This is a genomic window from Agromyces sp. NPDC127015, from assembly GCF_042725165.1.
In the GTDB taxonomy this organism is placed as follows: Bacteria; Actinomycetota; Actinomycetes; order Actinomycetales; family Microbacteriaceae; genus Agromyces; species Agromyces chromiiresistens.
The window spans coordinates 230,864-247,418 of sequence record NZ_JBHXDI010000001.1 but is presented as its reverse complement, the minus strand read 5'-3'; the positions used below and the strand labels follow the sequence as shown (position 1 = coordinate 247,418).

The window sequence follows — 16,555 nt, the reverse complement described above, 5'->3', positions numbered from 1 at the left end:
GGACCTGACGGCGTGCGATCGGCGTGTCGGGCGGATCCTCCTCCAGAGCGGACGACGCGGGACGGGACGATGCCCCTCAGCCCGCGTAGGGCGCGGTGCTCGACCGGATCACGAGCTGCGCCGCCACCTCGGTCGACGCCGGCGGCGCGGTCGGGTCGTCGATGCGTCGCAGCAGGTGCTCGACCGCGAGCGCGGCGATGTCGCCGAACGGCTGGGCGACGGTCGTGAGCGCGGGGCTGCAGTACGCGGCGAGGGCGATGTCGTCGACGCCGACGACCGAGAGGTCTTCGGGCACCCGGCGGCCGAGCTCGTGCAGGGCTCGGATCGCGCCGAACGCCATCTCGTCGCTCGCGACGAAGACGGCCGTCGCCTCGGGGATGCGGCCGAGCAGGAGCCCCGCCTGGTAGCCCGACTCGGGCGACCAGTCGCCGTGGAGGAGCGGCGGCACCTCGCGACCCGCGGCCTCGAGCGCCGCACGCCAGCCGGCGGCCCGGCCGGTCGAGTCGAGCCACTCGTCGGGTCCGGCGACGTGCCAGACGGTGGGGTGCCCGAGCGACAGCAGGTGCTCGGTCGCGAGCCGGCCCACCTCGAACTGGTCGATCGCGACGACCTCGCTCGACATCGTGCGCGAGCCGTCGATCGTGACGGTCGGGATGCGGCGGGCGATCGTCTCGACCTCGTCGGTGCCGGTCGCCACCGGCACGACGAGCACGATGCCCTCGACCGACTGCCGGTCGAGGCGGGTCATCGCGGCGGCGATCGCCGCAGGGTCGGGCGAGCTCGCCGTCGAGATGTTGACCGCGTAGCCCGCGCGGCGGGCGGCGGACTCGACGCCGTGGGTGACGGCGGCGCCAGAGTAGTCGACCGTCGGCAGCACGACGACGCCGATCGTGCGCGTGCGGCCCGACGAGAGCGAGCGCGCGGCGTTGTTCATGCGATAGCCGAGCTCGTCGACCGAGGCGAGCACGCGGTCGCGGGTTGCGGGCTGCACGTTGGGGTGGCCGCTCAGCACGCGCGACACCGTCTGCGCCGAGACGCCGGCGTGGGCGGCGACGTCGGCCATGCTCGGCGTGCGCGCGCGTCCGTTCGCGTCGAGTCGCCGCGTCGTGCTCATCTGATGCCCCTTCGCCATGCCAGCCCCCATGCTAGCGAAAACATGCTATCTCGAAGACTGGGTCGATTGTCCCGTTCTTTCGTCAAGAATCCGTGCTTGTTATCGATAACAAGATGTGGCACCATCAGAGCACGCCCCGCGGAACCCGCACCCGAGACCGCGCGGGGCCCGGTTCGTTGCACGACGCATTCCGAGCTCATTCAAAGGAGAGGCAGCAGTGAAGAAGACAGTCATGCGCACGGTGGGCATCACCGGCGCGATCGGCATCGGCCTGGCGCTCGCCGGCTGTGCCGGGGCCGCGCAGCCCGAGCAGTCCGGTCCGGCCGAGGTCACGTTCTGGGGCTGGGCCCCGGGCTACGCCGACGCCGTCGAGGCGTTCAACGCCTCGCAGGACGACGTGGTCGTCACCTACGAGGAGGTCGCCCCCGGCGCCAAGGGCGGCTACGACAAGATGCTCAATGCCGTGACGGCCGGCAACGCGCCGTGCCTCGCGCAGGTCGGCTACGAGACGCTCACGAGCTTCGCCGCGCAGGGCGCGCTCGAAGACGTGTCCGAGTTCGCGAACGAGAGCGAGGGCGAGTTCTCGCCCGCGACGTGGTCGGCCGTCTCGATCGGCGACGCCGTGTACGGCGCGCCCGTCGACCAGGGCCCGATGGCGCTCTTCTACAACAAGGAGGTCTTCGACTCGCTCGGCATCGCCGTGCCGACCACGTGGGCCGAGTACCAGGCCGCCGGCGAGAAGCTCAAGGCCGCGGGCAAGTCGCTCTCGGCGAGCTACCTGAACTACGACTACGCCGGCTTCGACTGGCAGGCCGAGGCGCCGTGGTTCTCGGTCGACGGCGACAGCTGGAACGTCTCGATCGACTCGCCGGAGGGCCAGAAGGTCGCCGACTACTGGCAGGGCCTCACCGACGCCGGCCTCATCAGCCAGGCCCCCATGTGGGACCAGTCCTGGTACACGGGCCTCGGCGACGGTTCGATCGCGACGCACGTCGGCGCGGTCTGGATCGCCGGCATCCTAAAGGGCAGCGCCCCCGACGGCGCCGGCAAGTGGGCCGTCGCCCCGATGCCGCAGTGGGAGGCCGGCGACGACAAGGTCGGCAACGTCGGCGGCTCGGCCACGGCCGTGCTGAAGGGCTGCGACAACCCCGAGGCGGCGTGGACGTTCGCGCATGCCATGAGCACCGATCCCGACATCTACACGGGCCTCATCGAGGCCGCCGCGCTCTACCCGGCGGCGACCGAACTGCTCGACCTGCCGGTGCTCACCGAGCCCGACCCGTACTTCGGCGACCAGGTCATCTTCGACGTCTTCGCCGAGGCCTCGCCGCTCGTCACGACCGGATGGACCTGGGGGCCGAACATGCCCGAGACCGTCGGCTTCCTCGACGACGGCCTAGGCAAGGCCTGGTCGAAGCAGGGCACCTTCGCCGACGCGCTGAAGGGCACCCAGCAGCAGACCGTCGACGCCCTCGAGGCGCAGGGCCTCTCCGTCTCGGAGTAGCCCGCGAGACCCGGGCCGGGGCGGCGAGGATCCGCCCCGGCCCGCACCACCATCGCGCATCACCACCGCGCGCCACCACGAGAACCACGCAGGACGACATGCTCACCTCATCGACCCGGGCGGTCACGACCGCCGGCACCGCGCGCCGCGGGCGCACGGGCGGCCCCGGGCTCTCCGGGCCCGATGCCCCCGCCCCCGGCGGTCGGGCCCCGCGCCGCGCCGCCGGCCGTTGGCGCATCCCGCTGCTCTTCCTGCTGCCCTTCGGCGTGCTGTTCGCCGCGATGTACCTCGTGCCGATCGCCTTCGCGTTCGTGCAGAGCCTGTTCACCCTGCAGCGCTCGGGCCTCGGGCTCGAGGCGCCCACGCTCGAGTTCACGCCGTTCGCGAACTACGCCCGCCTGCTCGGCGATGCCGACTTCATCGCGTCGCTCGGCAGGGTCGCCCTGTTCGGACTCGTGCAGGTGCCCGTCATGCTCGGCCTCGCGCTCGTGCTGGCCCTCCTGCTCGACTCGCGCTCGGCCCGCGGCAAGGGCTTCTTCCGGCTCGCGGCCTTCCTGCCCTATGCCGTGCCCGGCGTCATCGCCGCCGTCATGTGGTCGTTCCTCTACTCGCCCGTGACGAGCCCGATCAACACCCTGCTCGAGCGGGTCGTCGGTACCGGCATCCCCTTCTTCGCACCCGAGGTGGTGCTGTGGGCGGTCGCCAACATCGTCACCTGGGGCTGGACCGGCTACAACATGCTCATCATCTACTCGTCGCTGCAGACGATCCCCGCCGAGACGATCGAGGCGGCACGCCTCGACGGCGCCGGCGCCTTCCGCATCGCGTGGAGCATCAAGATCCCCATGGTGCGCCCGGCCCTCGTGCTGACCGCCGTCTTCTCGATCATCGGCTCCGCCCAGCTCTACAACGAGCCCAAGGTGCTGCAGACCATCTCGGGCGGAGCGATCAGCAACACGTTCACGCCCCTCATGGCGGCGCAGGCGCAGGTCACCGCCCAGAACTACCCCTACGCGGCCGCGCAGTCGGTCGTGCTCGCGCTCCTCGTCGGCGTGCTCTCGTTCACCTTCTTCAAGCTCATGAATCGAGGCGAGCGATGAGCGCCCCCGCCCTCGTGTCGGCCGAGCGACCGCCGCGTTCCGACCGACCGGATGCCGACCGCCCGGGCCGCTCGCGGCGAGAGGCGAACCTCGCGAGCCGCCTCGGCGTCTTCGCCCTGCTGGGGCTCTCGGCCCTCTACTTCATCGTGCCGATCTGGTGGCTCGTCGTAGCGTCGACGAAGCCCGTCGGTAAGCAATTCTCCGAGCCGGGCCTGTGGTTCGACGGCTTCGGGCTGTTCGACAACATCACGCTCGTCTTCGCCGAGAGCGACGGCATCTTCGGCAGGTGGATGCTCAACAGCGTCTTCTACGCGGGGACGTCGGCGCTCGTCGGAACGCTGCTCTCGGCGATGGCCGGGTACGCGCTCGCGAAGTACGAGTTCCGCGGCCGCGGCGTCGTGTTCGGCGTCATCCTCGCCGCCGTGCTCATCCCCAAGGTCATGTTCACGCTGCCGCTCTTCCTGCTGTTCAACCAGGTGGGGCTGCTCAACAACCCGCTCGCCGTGCTGCTGCCGAGCGTCGTGAGCCCGTTCGGGGTCTACCTCGCCCGCGTGTTCGCGGCGCAGTCGGTGCCCGACGAGCTCATCGAGGCCGGCCGGATCGACGGGGCGGGCGAGTTCCGCATCTTCTTCTCGATCGGCATGCGCATCATGTCGCCGGCGCTCGTCACGATCTTCCTCTTCCAGTTCGTCGAGGTCTGGAACAACTTCCTGCTGCCGCTCATGGTGCTGAACGACAGCTCGCTGCAGCCCGTGACCGTCGGCCTCGTCGGCTGGGCGGGCAGCAACGGGCAGGTGCCGGCCGGCACGGTCGTGGTGGCCGCGCTGCTCTCGGTGGTGCCGCTCATCATCGCCTTCCTCAGCCTGCAGCGCTTCTGGCGCGCCGGGCTCACCGCGGGGGCCGTGAAGTGACCGACACGCAACAGCGCGCCGCGACCGCGCTGCTCACGTACGAGGCGGGCGCCTTCCTGCGCGGCGGCCGTCCGCACCGCGTCCTCTCGGGCTCGCTGCACTACTTCCGGGTGCACCCGGCGCAGTGGCGCGACCGCCTCGAGCGCATGGTCGCGCTCGGCCTCAACACCGTCGACACCTACGTCGCGTGGAACTTCCACGAGCGCCGCCGCGGCGAGGTCGACTTCTCGGGCTGGCGCGATCTCGAGCGCTTCCTCGAGCTGGCCGCCGAGGTCGGCCTCGACGCGATCGTGCGGCCCGGGCCGTACATCTGCGCCGAGTGGGACAACGGCGGGTTTCCCGCCTGGCTCTCGGGCACGCCGGGCCTGCGCCTGCGTTCGAGCGACCCCGCCTACCTCGACGCCGTCGACGCGTGGTTCGACGAGCTGCTGCCGCGGCTCGTGCCGCTGCAGGCGAGCCACGGCGGCCCGATCGTCGCCGTGCAGCTCGAGAACGAGTTCGGCAGCTACGGCGACGACGCCGACTACCTCGCGTGGCTGCGCGAGCGTCTGGTCGCGGGCGGCGTCACCGAGCTCGTCTACACGGCCGACGGCCCGACCGAGCTCATGCAGGACGGCGGGAGCGTGCCGGGCGTGCTCGCGACCGCGACGTTCGGCTCGCGCGCCGCGCAGGCGGCGTCGATGCTGCGCGAGCGCCGCGCCGACGAGCCGTTCATGTGCGCCGAGCTCTGGAACGGCTGGTTCGACCACTGGGGCGACCCCCACCACGTGCGGACGCCCGAGGGCGCGGCCGGTGTCGTCGCCGACATCATCGCCGAGGGTGGTTCGCTGAGCCTCTACATGGCGCACGGCGGCACGAACTTCGGCCTCTGGTCGGGCGCGAACCACGACGGCGTGCGCCTGCAGCCGACGCAGACGAGCTACGACTCGCACGCCCCGATCGCCGAGAACGGCGCGCTGACCGAGAAGTTCTGTCGCATCCGCGACGTGCTGCAGGATGCCTCGGGGCTGACGCCGCCCGAGGCATCCCCGACTCCGCCCGTGCTGCCGGCGGCGACGCTGCCCGTGCGGCCGGGTCGCGAGCTGCTCGACGTGCTGCGCGCGGCCGGCGAGCCGGTGCGCGCGGCGAACCCGCCCACGTTCGAGGAGCTCGGCCTCGACGCGGGCCTCGTGCTCTACGAGGCCCGTCCGGTCGTGCCGTCGGGCGGGGCACTGCTCACGATCCGGGGGCTGCGCGACCGCGCCCTCGTGTTCGTCGACGGCGTGCGGGTCGCGGTGCTCGACGCCGAGCAGGCCGCATCGGGCGTGCGACTCGCGGGGGAGGGGCGGCCCGTCGTGCTCGAGCTCGTCGTCGAGAACCAGGGTCGCATCAACTACGGTCCGCTGCTCGGCGAGGGCAAGGGCATCCTCGGCGGCGTGCAGCTCGACCGACGGCTCGTGCAGCGCTGGGCGGCGCGACCGCTGCCGCTCGACGAGTGGGGCGCGCGCGAGCTGGCCGGGCTGACGACGGCGAACCTCGCCGTCGACGAGCCGGCCGATGCGTTCCTCGCGTTCCCCGGCTTCGGCAAGGGGTTCGTGTGGGTGAACGGATTCCTGCTGGGCCGCTACTGGGAGATCGGTCCCCAGCAGACCTACTACGTGCCCGCGCCGCTGCTGCGGGCGGGCGAGAACACGATCGCCGTGCTCGAGCTCGAGCGACTCGGCGACGCCGTCGAGCTGCGCGAGCGTGCCGAGCTCGGACCCGAGCAGGAGTACATCGAGACCTTCGACTGAACTGCGCCGTCGGCGCAGGTCGATGTGGACGCGTCGACACGACGCGGGAATGGAGACGAAGATGCCTTCATCACGACCCCCTGGCCGCCTCTGGCGACTCGGGCTGGGGTGCGCCATCGCGGGCGGCGTGATCGCCCCGCTCGGCGCGGTGCCGGCGCAGGCCGCCCCACTCGTGCCCGACGGGTTCGCCGTCGCCGTCGCGGGCGAGACGTTCGCCCTGCAGAGCCGCGATCTCGCGGTGACGGCGTCGGCCGGCTTCCCGCAGGTCGTCGCGTACACCGACCGCGAGTCGGGCGCGACGATGCACGGCAACGACGCGACGATCACGTCGATCACGATCAACGGCACGGCCGAGCCCGTCGAGGTCGCCTCGCGCGTCGACGACGGCGACGCGGTCGACTACGTGCTCACGCCGTCCGCCCTCGACGGCGTCTCGATCGAGGCGCGGCTCTCGGTGAAGCAGAACGTCGTCACCATCGAGGTCACGAAGATCACCGACCCCGACGGCGTCGTGAAGACGCTGCAGATCCCGAACCACCGGCTCGTCACCGTCTCCTCCGACGAGGCCGGCGCCGCGGTCGCGGCGGCGAACCTGTCGGTCGACCGCAACGTCTCGGGCGACGTGTTCCTCCCCGTGACGGCCGGCACCCCCCTCGATGCCGCGCCCAAGGGCTCGAACGCGATCATCGCGAACACGGGCGAGCTCGCCGCGGCGTTCGCGACGAACGCGCTCTACGACACCTCGTCGGGGCCCTCGCAGAAGGACGCCGGCAACTTCTGGCGCCAGGCGGTCGCGGACGGCGACGGCGTCGAGGTCGGCATCGCGAGCGGACCGTGGCTCTACCGCGCCCAGGGGTCGAGCGACACCGAGGAGCTGCCGTGGGTCGCGGTCGCGATCACCCCAGACGCCAACGGCGACGACGTCGTCGACTGGCAGGACGGCGCGATCGCGATGCGCGACATCCGCGTCGCCCCGAACAAGGGCGACCAGACCCCCGAGAACGTCATCACGCACATCCCGTTCAACTTCGCCTCGCAGGCGACCCACCCGTTCCTGCGCACCCTCGACGACGTGAAGCGCATCGCGCTCAACACCGACGGCCTCGGCCAGGTGGCCATGCTCAAGGGCTTCACGAGCGAGGGCCACGACTCGGCGAACACCGACTACGGCGACAACTTCAACGAGCGCGCCGGCGGGCTCGACGAGCTCAACGCGGCGGTGAAGGCCGGCAAGAAGTGGAACGCCTCCTTCGGCGTTCACCTCAACGCGACCGAGATCTACCCCGAGGCGAACTCGTTCAGCGACGAGATCGCGAACGAGAACTCGAAGGGCTGGAACTGGCTCGACCAGTCGTACTACATCGACCAGCGCTACGACCGCGTCTCGGGCGAGCTCGACAAGCGCATCGGCGAGCTCGCAGACGCGACCGACGACAACCTCGACTTCGCCTACATCGACGTCTACTACGAGCACGGCTGGCTCGCCCAGACGCTGCAGGACTCGCTCGTCGAGCACGGCTTCCGCGTCGGCTCCGAGTGGGCCGACAAGCTCGCCGAGAACAACACGTGGTCGCACTGGGCGAACGACGAGAACTACGGCGGCTCGTCGAACAAGGGCGTGAACTCGCAGATCCTGCGCTTCGTGAACAACACGCAGTCCGACGTCTGGAACCCGCATCCGTTGCTCGGCACGAGCCACATCGTCGAGTTCGAGGGCTGGACCGGGCAGAACGACTTCCCCGGTTTCCTCGAGAACGTGTGGACGGCGAACGTGCCCGCGAAATTCCTGCAGCACCACGAGATCACGCGGTGGGCAGCCGACCGCATCGACTTCGAGGACGGCGTGAGCGTGACCGGCACCTCGGCCGCCGACCGCGTCATCACCGTCGACGGCACCGAGGTGCTGCGCGGTGACACGTACCTGCTGCCGTGGTCGTCGAAGGCGGGCAAGGCCGCCGACAAGCTCTACCACTACAGCCCGGCGGGCGGTCAGACCACGTGGCAGCTCACCGACGGGTTCGCGGATGCCTCGTCCCTGCAGCTGTTCGCCCTGGGCGACGAGGGCCGCACGAAGGTCGCCGACCTGCCCGTCACGGGCGGCGCCGTCACGATCGACGCCGAAGCGGGCCGGGCCTACGTGCTCGTGCCCGGTGCGAACGCGACGGGCGCATCGACGCTGCCGAAGAAGGCCTCGTTCGGCCAGGGCACCCCGGTGCAGGACCCCGGCTTCAACGAGACGGACCTCGACGGCTGGAACCCGCAGGGCGCAGCGACCGTCGAAATCGACGGCCGCGGCCGCCGTGCCGCCGTGCTCGGTGCCGGCGAGGCCTCGATCAGCCAGCGTCTCGGCGAGCTCGCGCCCGGCACCTACGCGGTCTCGGCCGACCTCGGCGTCGCGGCCGGGCGGACCAGGCCGACGACCCTGTCGGTCGACGTCGCCGGCGACGCCGGCGAGGGCGGTTCGACGAGCATCGACAGCTCTGGCGCCGTCAACCTCATGGCGGCCGATGAATGGCGCGACACCACGCTGCAGCGGCTGCGGAGCTACATCACCGTGACCGCCGACACCCGGCCGACGCTCACGATCGCCGCGGGTGACGGTGAGGCGCCCGTGCGCATCGACAACGTGCGGGTGGTCTCGAGCGACGACCCGACGGGGCGCGAAGACGTGCTCGTCGACGAGGACTTCGAACAGGTCGACCAGGGCTGGGGCCCGTTCTTCAAGGGCGACGCGGGCGGCTCGACCGACCCGCGCACCCACATCGCGAAGCGCAACGGGCCCTTCACGCAGCAGGGCTGGAACGGCCGCTCGTTCGACATGGTGCTCGACGGCGACTTCTCGCTCATGGCGCACGAGGAGAACCGCGGACTCGTCTACCGCACCTCCGAGTACACCGCGCCGTTCGTGGCGGGGCATCGCTACCGGGTCTCGTTCGACTATCAGAGCGGGGTCGCGGGCGCCTACTCGTTCGTCACGGGCGTCGACCAGATCGCCGACGGTGCGTCCAAGACGGTCGACCTCACCTCGTCGGCGTTCGACGCCGTCCACGAGACGACCGAGTTCGTGCACGAGTTCGACGCACCCGCTTGCGGCGACCCGTACATCGGCCTCCGGCGCAACGCCGTCGGCGGCGCAGGGTCCGACCTCATCCTCGACAACCTCCGCATCGTCGACCTCGGTGAGAGCGAGTCCTCGGGCGCCTGCGCCCGCCTCGCGCTCACCGCGCCCGTGAGCGGCCTCGTGCCGGGTGAGGCCAACGCCTTCACCACCGCCTTCACGAACCATGAGCCCGAGCCCGCGACGCAGGTCGCGACCGAGCTCGTCGCGCCCGAGGGCTGGAAGGTCACCCCCGTCGGCGCCGCGGAGTTCGCCTCGGTCGCGCCGGGAGCCACCGTGAAGACGACCTGGCGCGTGTCGGCCCCGGCCGACATCGAGCAGGGGAGCTACGAGATCTCGGCCGGGGCCGGGTACACCGTCACGGGCGGCACGCGAACCGTCGAGGCATCCGTCTCGGTGCCGACCCTGCCGCCGGGACTGATCCCGCAGTCGCGCCTCTCGATCGCCGGGGTCAGCGACGCCGAGCCGGGCACCGGCGACGGCAGCGCGAATGCCGCGATCGACGGCAACGCCGCGACCATGTGGCACTCCGCATGGTCGCAGGTGAACCCCGACACCCCGTACCCGCACTGGATCGCGCTCGACCTCGGCGACAGCTACGCGGTCGACGGGTTCGACTACCAGGTGCGTCGTGGCAACGGTTCGATCAAGCAGTACGAGCTGTATCTCAGCACCGACGGCAAGAGCTGGGGCAGCCCTGTGAAGGCCGGCCAGTTCGCGAGCACCGCCGAGGTGCAGCACCTGTCGTTCGCGGCGACGGACGCGCGGTACGTGAAGCTCGTCGGGCTCAACGCGATCAACGGTGCGGCCTTCGCCGGCGCGAACGAGCTCAACGTCTGGGGCACCCGCGCGGCCGCCCCGACGCCGCTGCCGAAGGACGCGATGACGGTCGTCGACGCCGACTCGGAGGAGACGGAGGGTGAGGACGGCCACGCGACGAACGTGATCGACGGCGACCCGGCGAGCTGCTGGCACAGCGAGTGGCTCAACGCCTCGCCGGCCTACCCGCACCACGTCTCGATCGACCTCGGCGGTGCGCAGGAGCTGCGCGGGATCTCGATCCAGCAGCGTCCGGGCACCGAGCCGAACGGCCGCATCAAGGGCTACGAGGTGTACGTGAGCGCCGACGGCGAGGACTGGGGCGACCCCGTCGCGAGCGGTGAGCTCGCCACCGGCACTGCGCCGCAGCCCGTCATGTTCGACGAGCCGGTGACCGCCGGCTTCGTGAAGGTCGTCGCCACGAGCTCGCACAACGGGCAGCCATGGGCCTCGATCGCCGAACTGGAGTTCTTCGGCGCCGAGTGATCGACCGGCGCCGGGCCGCTTCGCCGCCCCGCCCGGCGCCCACCTGCGCGAACGCCCCCGCGATCCTCACCGCGGGGGCGTTCGTGCGTCTAGCCCGCGGATCATGCACTCCGAAGGCGGATTCTTCGACCGGTTGCCCGTGCCTCCCGAGCCGGGCGCCCAGCCGCCGATACTTTCCGTGGTGGCAGCCGCCGCCCGGCGAGCTGCCCGGGCGGCTCGTACTCGATGAGGTGTTGTGTCACGACCGACGGCTCGTGATCGTGCTGCGCGAGCTGCGCCGATTCTCGAACGGGCTCGAGGTCGGACTTCGCGGTGCCCGAGCTCCGTCGAGTGCTCGGCGCGGAACTCTTCGACGTGCTTCCGGCGACGCGGCGCCTCTGGCCCGACGACGAGGCCTAGCCACCGGCTAGCGGCGGTGCCGCCTGCGGAACTCGGCCGGGCCGACTCCGATGCGCTGCGTGAACAGGCGCGAGAAGTAGGCTGCGTCGTCGTAGCCGACACTCGCCGCGACCGCCCGCACTGCGAGGCGGGTGGATGCGAGCAGCCCGCACGCGCGGTCGATCCGGGTGCCGATGACGAGCTCGTTGGGCGTCCCGCCGGTCACCTCCCTGACGTGCTCGCGGAGCGTGCCGACGCTCACGCCCGCGAGCGCGGCTCGGGCCGCGACATCCAGGTGCAGCGCAGCATCGGCCTGCACGGCGGCGACCGTCGCCTCGCTCGCCGTCGGCGAGGCGCGGCGGCCGGCGACCGAGTCGGCGAGGAGGTCCTGCGTGAGGGTCGATGCGTCGAACGCTCCCCGCCAGCCCGGCCGGCCGAGCGCGCCGCGCAGCGCGTCGAATCGGACGGCAAGGTCGGCCGGAAGCGTCACGCCGAGCTGCACGGGCCGGCGCCGGTCGAGCACGCCCAGCCCCTCGAAGGCGGCGACGGTCGCCCCCGTGTAGAGCACCCAGTGCTCGGTCCAGCCTCGCGGCGAGGCGTAGTCGTGCGGACGCTGCGGGAGCACCTGGATCGTCGCCGGCGCCTCGATCTCGATCGTGCCGACGAGCGGGTCGCGGTAGACACCGGCGCCGCTCGTGACGAAGACGATCGCATAGTCGCCGAGCCGGCGTCGACCGCCGAACCCGGGCGACGGGCCTTCGTGCCGACCGGCCCCGAGGCAGGCGAGGCCGTACTCGACGAGCAGCGGGTGCGATTGCGAGTAGAGCGCCCAAGCGGTCATGAAAGTCCAATTCCTTCGTCTCAGGAGTCTATTCCGCGTGCGCTCGCCCGAGTTGATGATGGACGCATGCTGACGTCCAACGGATACGTGCTCGAAGAAACTCCATCACGTCTCGGCGAGCTCGAGCCGGTGCCGATGGCCGAGCGCGGCGATCGCGATGCGCTGTGGGCCCGGCTGCGCCGAGACGGGTACCTCTACCTCACTGGCCATCTCGTGCCGGAGGACGTCCTCGAGTTCCGCCGCTACTACTTCGAGGTGCTCGCCGAAGCGGGCCTCATCGCCGAAGGGTCCGACCCCGTCGACGGCATCGCCGCGCCGCACGACGTCGACCGGGCCTCGTACCGGCGCATCCTGTTCGACGAGATCGTGCCCGGCGCGCAGTACGAGGCGCTCTGCCGGTCGCCGCGGATCTCCGAGTGGTTCGCGTGGCTGCTCGGCGACGACGTGCACCTGCACCGGCGCAAGATCATCCGACACACGAAGCCGGGCGAGCGCGGCATCGGCACGGCCACGCAGGCGCACTACGACCTCGTGTACCTCCGCGAGGGCAGCGACCGCGTGCTGTCGATGTGGATCCCGCTCGGTGACATCCCGCTCGAGCGGGGCGGACTCGCTTACCTCGAGGGCAGCCATCGCCGGGTGATGGCGCAGGAGGCGGCCGGTGAACTCCGCCACCCCGCGGCGTCGATCACCGCCGATCTTCCCGGCCTCGCCGACGAGTACGACGCCCGCTGGCTCGTCGCCGACTACGCCGCGGGCGACGTCATGGTGCACTCCGCGCACCTCGTGCACGCCGGCCTCGACAACGTCGACGCCGAGGGGCGCATGCGCCTGTCGACCGACATCCGGTACCAGCGCCTGTCGGAGCCGATCGACTGGCGCTGGCAGAACCACTGGCACCTGGAGGACGGGCTGTGAGCGGCTCGGCGCCCGCGTGACCGCTCGTGCTCATGCCGGACCGGGGCAGCGGCCCCGTACCGTACGCCCCTGCGGGCGCCGACGGCCGAGCCGTCGTCGATCCTGCGCGGTCGAATCGCCGGAGCATGCACGAGATCCGGCGCCGGTTCCGAGGCACCGGCCTCCGGGCCCGCCCTGATCCGGACGGGCACTCCGCGCGGCACCCTGGGTGAGGATGTCTCAGATAAGGAGGCCCATCATGTCGGTGAGCATCGGCGGCATCGAGCTGCACCTCGGCCCGCGGTCGGTCGGGGGACCCGACGACCTCGACGGCGCGATCCGCGACTTCATCGACGAGGCCGACCACAGCCTCGCGATCGCGGTGCAGGAGATCGACTCGCGCGCGATCGCAGCATCGATCATCGCGGCGAGGGCCCGCGGCGTCCGGGTGCGCCTCATTCTCGAAGGCGACTACCTCACGGAGGAGACCGCACTCGCCGACCCCTGGCGAAGCGCCGGCGACCACGAGGAGAACCGGATCATCCTCGGGGCGCTCCTGAAGGCCAGGGTCGACGTCGTGAGTGACCTCAACCCGAAGATCTTCCACCAGAAGTTCATCGTGCGCGACACGCGCAAGCCGAAGGCCGCGGTGCTGACCGGCTCGACCAACTTCACGCTCACCGACACCGGGACGAACGCCACCTCGGGCCGCGGCGCCGGACAGAACCTCAACCACGTCGTGGTGCTGCACGGGCAGCGGGCCGCGACCGAGTACGTCCACGAGTTCGAGCGCATGCGCTCGGGCACGTTCGGCGACCTCCACGAGCGGGTCGAGCCGAAGCCGAAGGAGTTCGACCTGCCGCACGTGCGGGTCAAGCCGCTGTTCGCGCCGCGGCACGGCCCCGAGATGGAGATCATGAAGCAGATGCTGAAGGCGAGGGAGTCGGTCGACTTCGCGATGTTCACCTTCGCGCAGTCCTCGGGCATCGACGACACGATGATCCGGCTGCGTCCTCTCGTGCAGCGCATCCGCGGGGTGCTCGACCGCGAGCAGGGCGCCGCGAAGTGGGCCGCGACCGCCGGCCTCGCCGCCGGCGACGTCGACCTCTACGTCAACAAGCCGAAGACGGGCGTGCGCAAGCTTCACCACAAGCTCATGGTCATCGACGAGCGCCTGCTCGTCGTGGGCAGCTTCAACTACACCGCCCCCGCCAACACCCTCAACGACGAGAACATCATCGTGATCGGCGACCTCGAAGAGACGGATGCCGCGGCCGAGGCCGAGCAACGCGAACTCGCGGCCTATGCGGTCGGCGAGATCGAGCGCATCATCGCCGATCTGGGTGCCCCGATCCCCGGCTGAGCGCCGGGCGATGCGGCTGCGGGGTCAGCGCGACTCGTCGGCGCGCACGCCGAACACGGCCTCGAGGCCGTCGATCCACGCACGCTGCTCGCCGGCGCGAGCGTATTCGCGTGAGCGCACCATGGGCGTGTGCAGCAGCACGCCGGCCATGTGCCGCAGTGCGGCCTCGACGCGTTCGTCGGCTGCGGGGTCGCCCGTGCCGCGCGAGCGGGCGCGGGTGATCTCGGCCTCGAGCACGCCCTGCACGTGCGCACGGAGCGCGACGACCGAGGGGGCGAGGTCGAGCTCTTCGCCGACGGCGCCGAAGTTGCGGGCCGCGCGCTCGATGAGCACGCGTGCGTCGTCGGAGGCGCCGAGCTCTTCGAGCGGTGCATGCCGGCGGATGGTCTCGAGGTCGAGCAGCTCGACGCCCTCGACCTCGACGACGTCGGTCGCGACGTTGCGCGGCATGCCGAGGTCGATGACGAGCTGGCGCGCGCCCTGCGCGGCCTCGGGCACGGGGCACCAGGCGCGGAACTCGGCGAGCACGGCGTGGGCCGCGGCATCCGGGCCCGTCGCCTGCGACTCGGGCGCGCCGGAAGCGGCGAGCGCGGCGTGCGAACCCGCGAGCGTCGCCCGGCCGCCCTCGAGCAGCACCCGGTCGACGACGTGGTGGTCGGCGGTCGTGCAGGTGATGATGACGTCGGCGGCCGCCGCGGCGATGGCGTAGCCCGCGTGCGAGACGGCCGTGATGTCGTGGCCGCGTGCGAACTTCGCAGCCCGGCCCGAGGGCGAGTAGACGCGCACGTCGTTCGCGCCGCGGTCGCGGAGCGCCGCGAGCGTCGCCCCGGCGTACTGGCCGGTGCCGACGAGCAGCACGCGCGCGGCCGACCAGTCGGCGACGCGGCTCGACGCGAGCTCGAGCGCGAGGCGCACGAGCGAGCGCCCGGCGCCGCCGATGCCCGTCTCGTTCTTCACCCGGCGGGAGGTCTGCGAGGCGCGCTGGAAGAGCCGCTCGAGTTCGGGGGTCGTGGTGCCCTCGGCGCGGGCGCGCTCGAGCGAACGACGCACCTGGCCGGCGATCTCGCCCTCGCCGACGACGACCGACTCGAGGCCGGCGGCGACCGAGAAGAGGTGGCCGGCGACGGCGTTGCCGTGCACGAAGCCGAAGGTGGACCGCAGCTCGTCGGGCTCGACGCCGGCCGCGTCGCCGACCGCGCGGATCGCCTCGTGCACGGCGGGCACGGGGGAGTCGCCCTCGCGGGTGTCGAGGTCGAGGTAGGCCTCGAAGCGGTTGCAGGTCGCGACGACGACCGCACCCTGGAGCGAGTCATGACGGTCGAGGATGCGCGGCGCGGCGGATTCCGCGTGCGCCGAAAGCCGTTCGAGGGTGTCGAATGCGGCGTTCTTGTGGCTCGCGGTCAGGCAGATGAGCACTCGTAGATTCTACCCGGGGTCGAAAGCGAGGATGACTCGGGGCGCAACAGCCTCGCGTCGCGCCCTACCGGACCCCCGCGAACGCCGCGCCCGGCCGGATCACCGGGATCGCGCCGGTCACGGGCGGCGGCTCGATGCCCTCGGCCCTGAGCGCCTCGCGGTGCAGCGCCTTCCAGCTGCGCACGAGCGCGAAGAACGGGGCGTCGCCCAGGGCGTAGGCACCGGGGCGGGGCGCACTGAAGACGATCGGCAACTCGACGCTCGTGCCGCCTCGGCGAACGCGCAGCACGAGCACGGAGACGAGCGTGCCGCCGATGACCATCGAGTCGGCGCGGATATTGCGCACCTCGCGCCACGGGAAGAAGACCGCTCGGCGGGGGCGGCGGCCGCCGTTCCAGAACGCGACGCCGAGCTCGTCGACGACGATCGAGTAGCGGGCCGCGAGGCGGATCGGATGCGGCTCGTCGACGCGCAGCTCGTTGAGGTCGGCGACGAGCATGCGCGTGCGGATGCCGCAGCTGACCTGGCCGCGCACGCTCGCCTCGAGCGCACGACGCCGGGCACGGCAGCGTCCGGCACGACCGAGGCGGACGAGGAGCCAGATCGCGCAGACGACCGCGGCGGCCGCGATCACGGCGAGCGTGGCCCTGCCGCCCGACACCGACGGCAGCCCGAGCACGACCTCGTCGACGCGGCTGCCGCCGAGGGCGAGGGCCGCGATCACGAGGGCGGCGAAGAGCGCGATGAGGACGGTCAGCTTCGCGCGGTGCGGCGCCTCGGCGTTCACCGGACGCCTCGCAGGCGACCGGCGCCGCGAGCGGCACGCGCGATGGACA

Annotated in this window: 11 protein-coding genes; 7 read left to right on the top strand and 4 right to left on the bottom strand. The window is 71.6% G+C overall.

All coding sequences use genetic code 11. From position 1 onward, the window contains the following. Window positions 1-76: 76 nt before the first annotated feature. Window positions 77-1,114 carry a LacI family DNA-binding transcriptional regulator gene (locus ACFWGP_RS01055; protein WP_231429119.1) on the bottom strand — a complete coding sequence of 346 codons (1,038 nt, stop codon included), beginning with the start codon at window positions 1,112-1,114 and terminating at the stop codon, window positions 77-79. Between the two features lie 217 nt (window positions 1,115-1,331). On the opposite strand from ACFWGP_RS01055, the gene ACFWGP_RS01050 reads away from it, so the two are divergent. From ACFWGP_RS01050 to ACFWGP_RS01030, 5 genes are all read left to right on the top strand, one after another. Further along, entirely contained in the window at window positions 1,332-2,618 is a 1,287-nt protein-coding gene (locus tag ACFWGP_RS01050) for a sugar ABC transporter substrate-binding protein (protein WP_231429118.1), read from the top strand. Between the two features lie 98 nt (window positions 2,619-2,716). Then, on the top strand, window positions 2,717-3,718 hold the full coding sequence (locus ACFWGP_RS01045) for a carbohydrate ABC transporter permease (protein ID WP_275505977.1): 1,002 nt from the start codon (window positions 2,717-2,719) through the stop codon (window positions 3,716-3,718). After that, window positions 3,715-4,629, top strand: coding sequence for a carbohydrate ABC transporter permease (locus tag ACFWGP_RS01040; RefSeq protein ID WP_376929940.1), 915 nt, complete (start codon window positions 3,715-3,717; stop codon window positions 4,627-4,629). The genes ACFWGP_RS01045 and ACFWGP_RS01040 overlap by 4 nt, the downstream gene beginning before the upstream one ends. Further along, window positions 4,626-6,401: a glycoside hydrolase family 35 protein gene (locus ACFWGP_RS01035; protein ID WP_376929939.1), complete on the top strand. Its 1,776-nt coding sequence runs from the start codon at window positions 4,626-4,628 to the stop codon at window positions 6,399-6,401. The genes ACFWGP_RS01040 and ACFWGP_RS01035 overlap by 4 nt, the downstream gene beginning before the upstream one ends. A 61-nt stretch (window positions 6,402-6,462) precedes the next feature. Next, window positions 6,463-10,824, top strand: a complete 4,362-nt coding sequence (locus ACFWGP_RS01030; RefSeq protein WP_376929938.1) for an endo-alpha-N-acetylgalactosaminidase family protein — start codon at window positions 6,463-6,465, stop codon at window positions 10,822-10,824. 406 nt (window positions 10,825-11,230) lie between these two features. Here the strand turns inward: ACFWGP_RS01030 and ACFWGP_RS01025 are convergent, their stop codons facing one another. Further along, window positions 11,231-12,043: an AraC family transcriptional regulator gene (locus ACFWGP_RS01025; protein WP_275505981.1), complete on the bottom strand. Its 813-nt coding sequence runs from the start codon at window positions 12,041-12,043 to the stop codon at window positions 11,231-11,233. A gap of 66 nt (window positions 12,044-12,109) precedes the next feature. Here ACFWGP_RS01025 and ACFWGP_RS01020 point away from each other — a divergent pair, with 66 nt between their 5' ends. Beyond that, a complete protein-coding gene (locus ACFWGP_RS01020; RefSeq protein ID WP_231429112.1) occupies window positions 12,110-12,961 on the top strand; it encodes a phytanoyl-CoA dioxygenase family protein in 852 nt (283 codons plus the stop codon). Between the two features lie 238 nt (window positions 12,962-13,199). After that, entirely contained in the window at window positions 13,200-14,303 is a 1,104-nt protein-coding gene (locus ACFWGP_RS01015) for a phospholipase D-like domain-containing protein (protein WP_275505984.1), read from the top strand. A gap of 24 nt (window positions 14,304-14,327) precedes the next feature. Here the strand turns inward: ACFWGP_RS01015 and ACFWGP_RS01010 are convergent, their stop codons facing one another. Both ACFWGP_RS01010 and ACFWGP_RS01005 read right to left on the bottom strand, forming a co-directional pair. After that, a complete protein-coding gene (locus ACFWGP_RS01010) occupies window positions 14,328-15,719 on the bottom strand; it encodes a glutamyl-tRNA reductase (protein ID WP_376929937.1) in 1,392 nt (463 codons plus the stop codon). A 64-nt stretch (window positions 15,720-15,783) separates the two neighbouring features. Beyond that, complete coding sequence (locus tag ACFWGP_RS01005; RefSeq protein ID WP_376929936.1) at window positions 15,784-16,506, bottom strand: hypothetical protein; 723 nt, start codon at window positions 16,504-16,506, stop codon at window positions 15,784-15,786. Window positions 16,507-16,555: the final 49 nt, after the last annotated feature.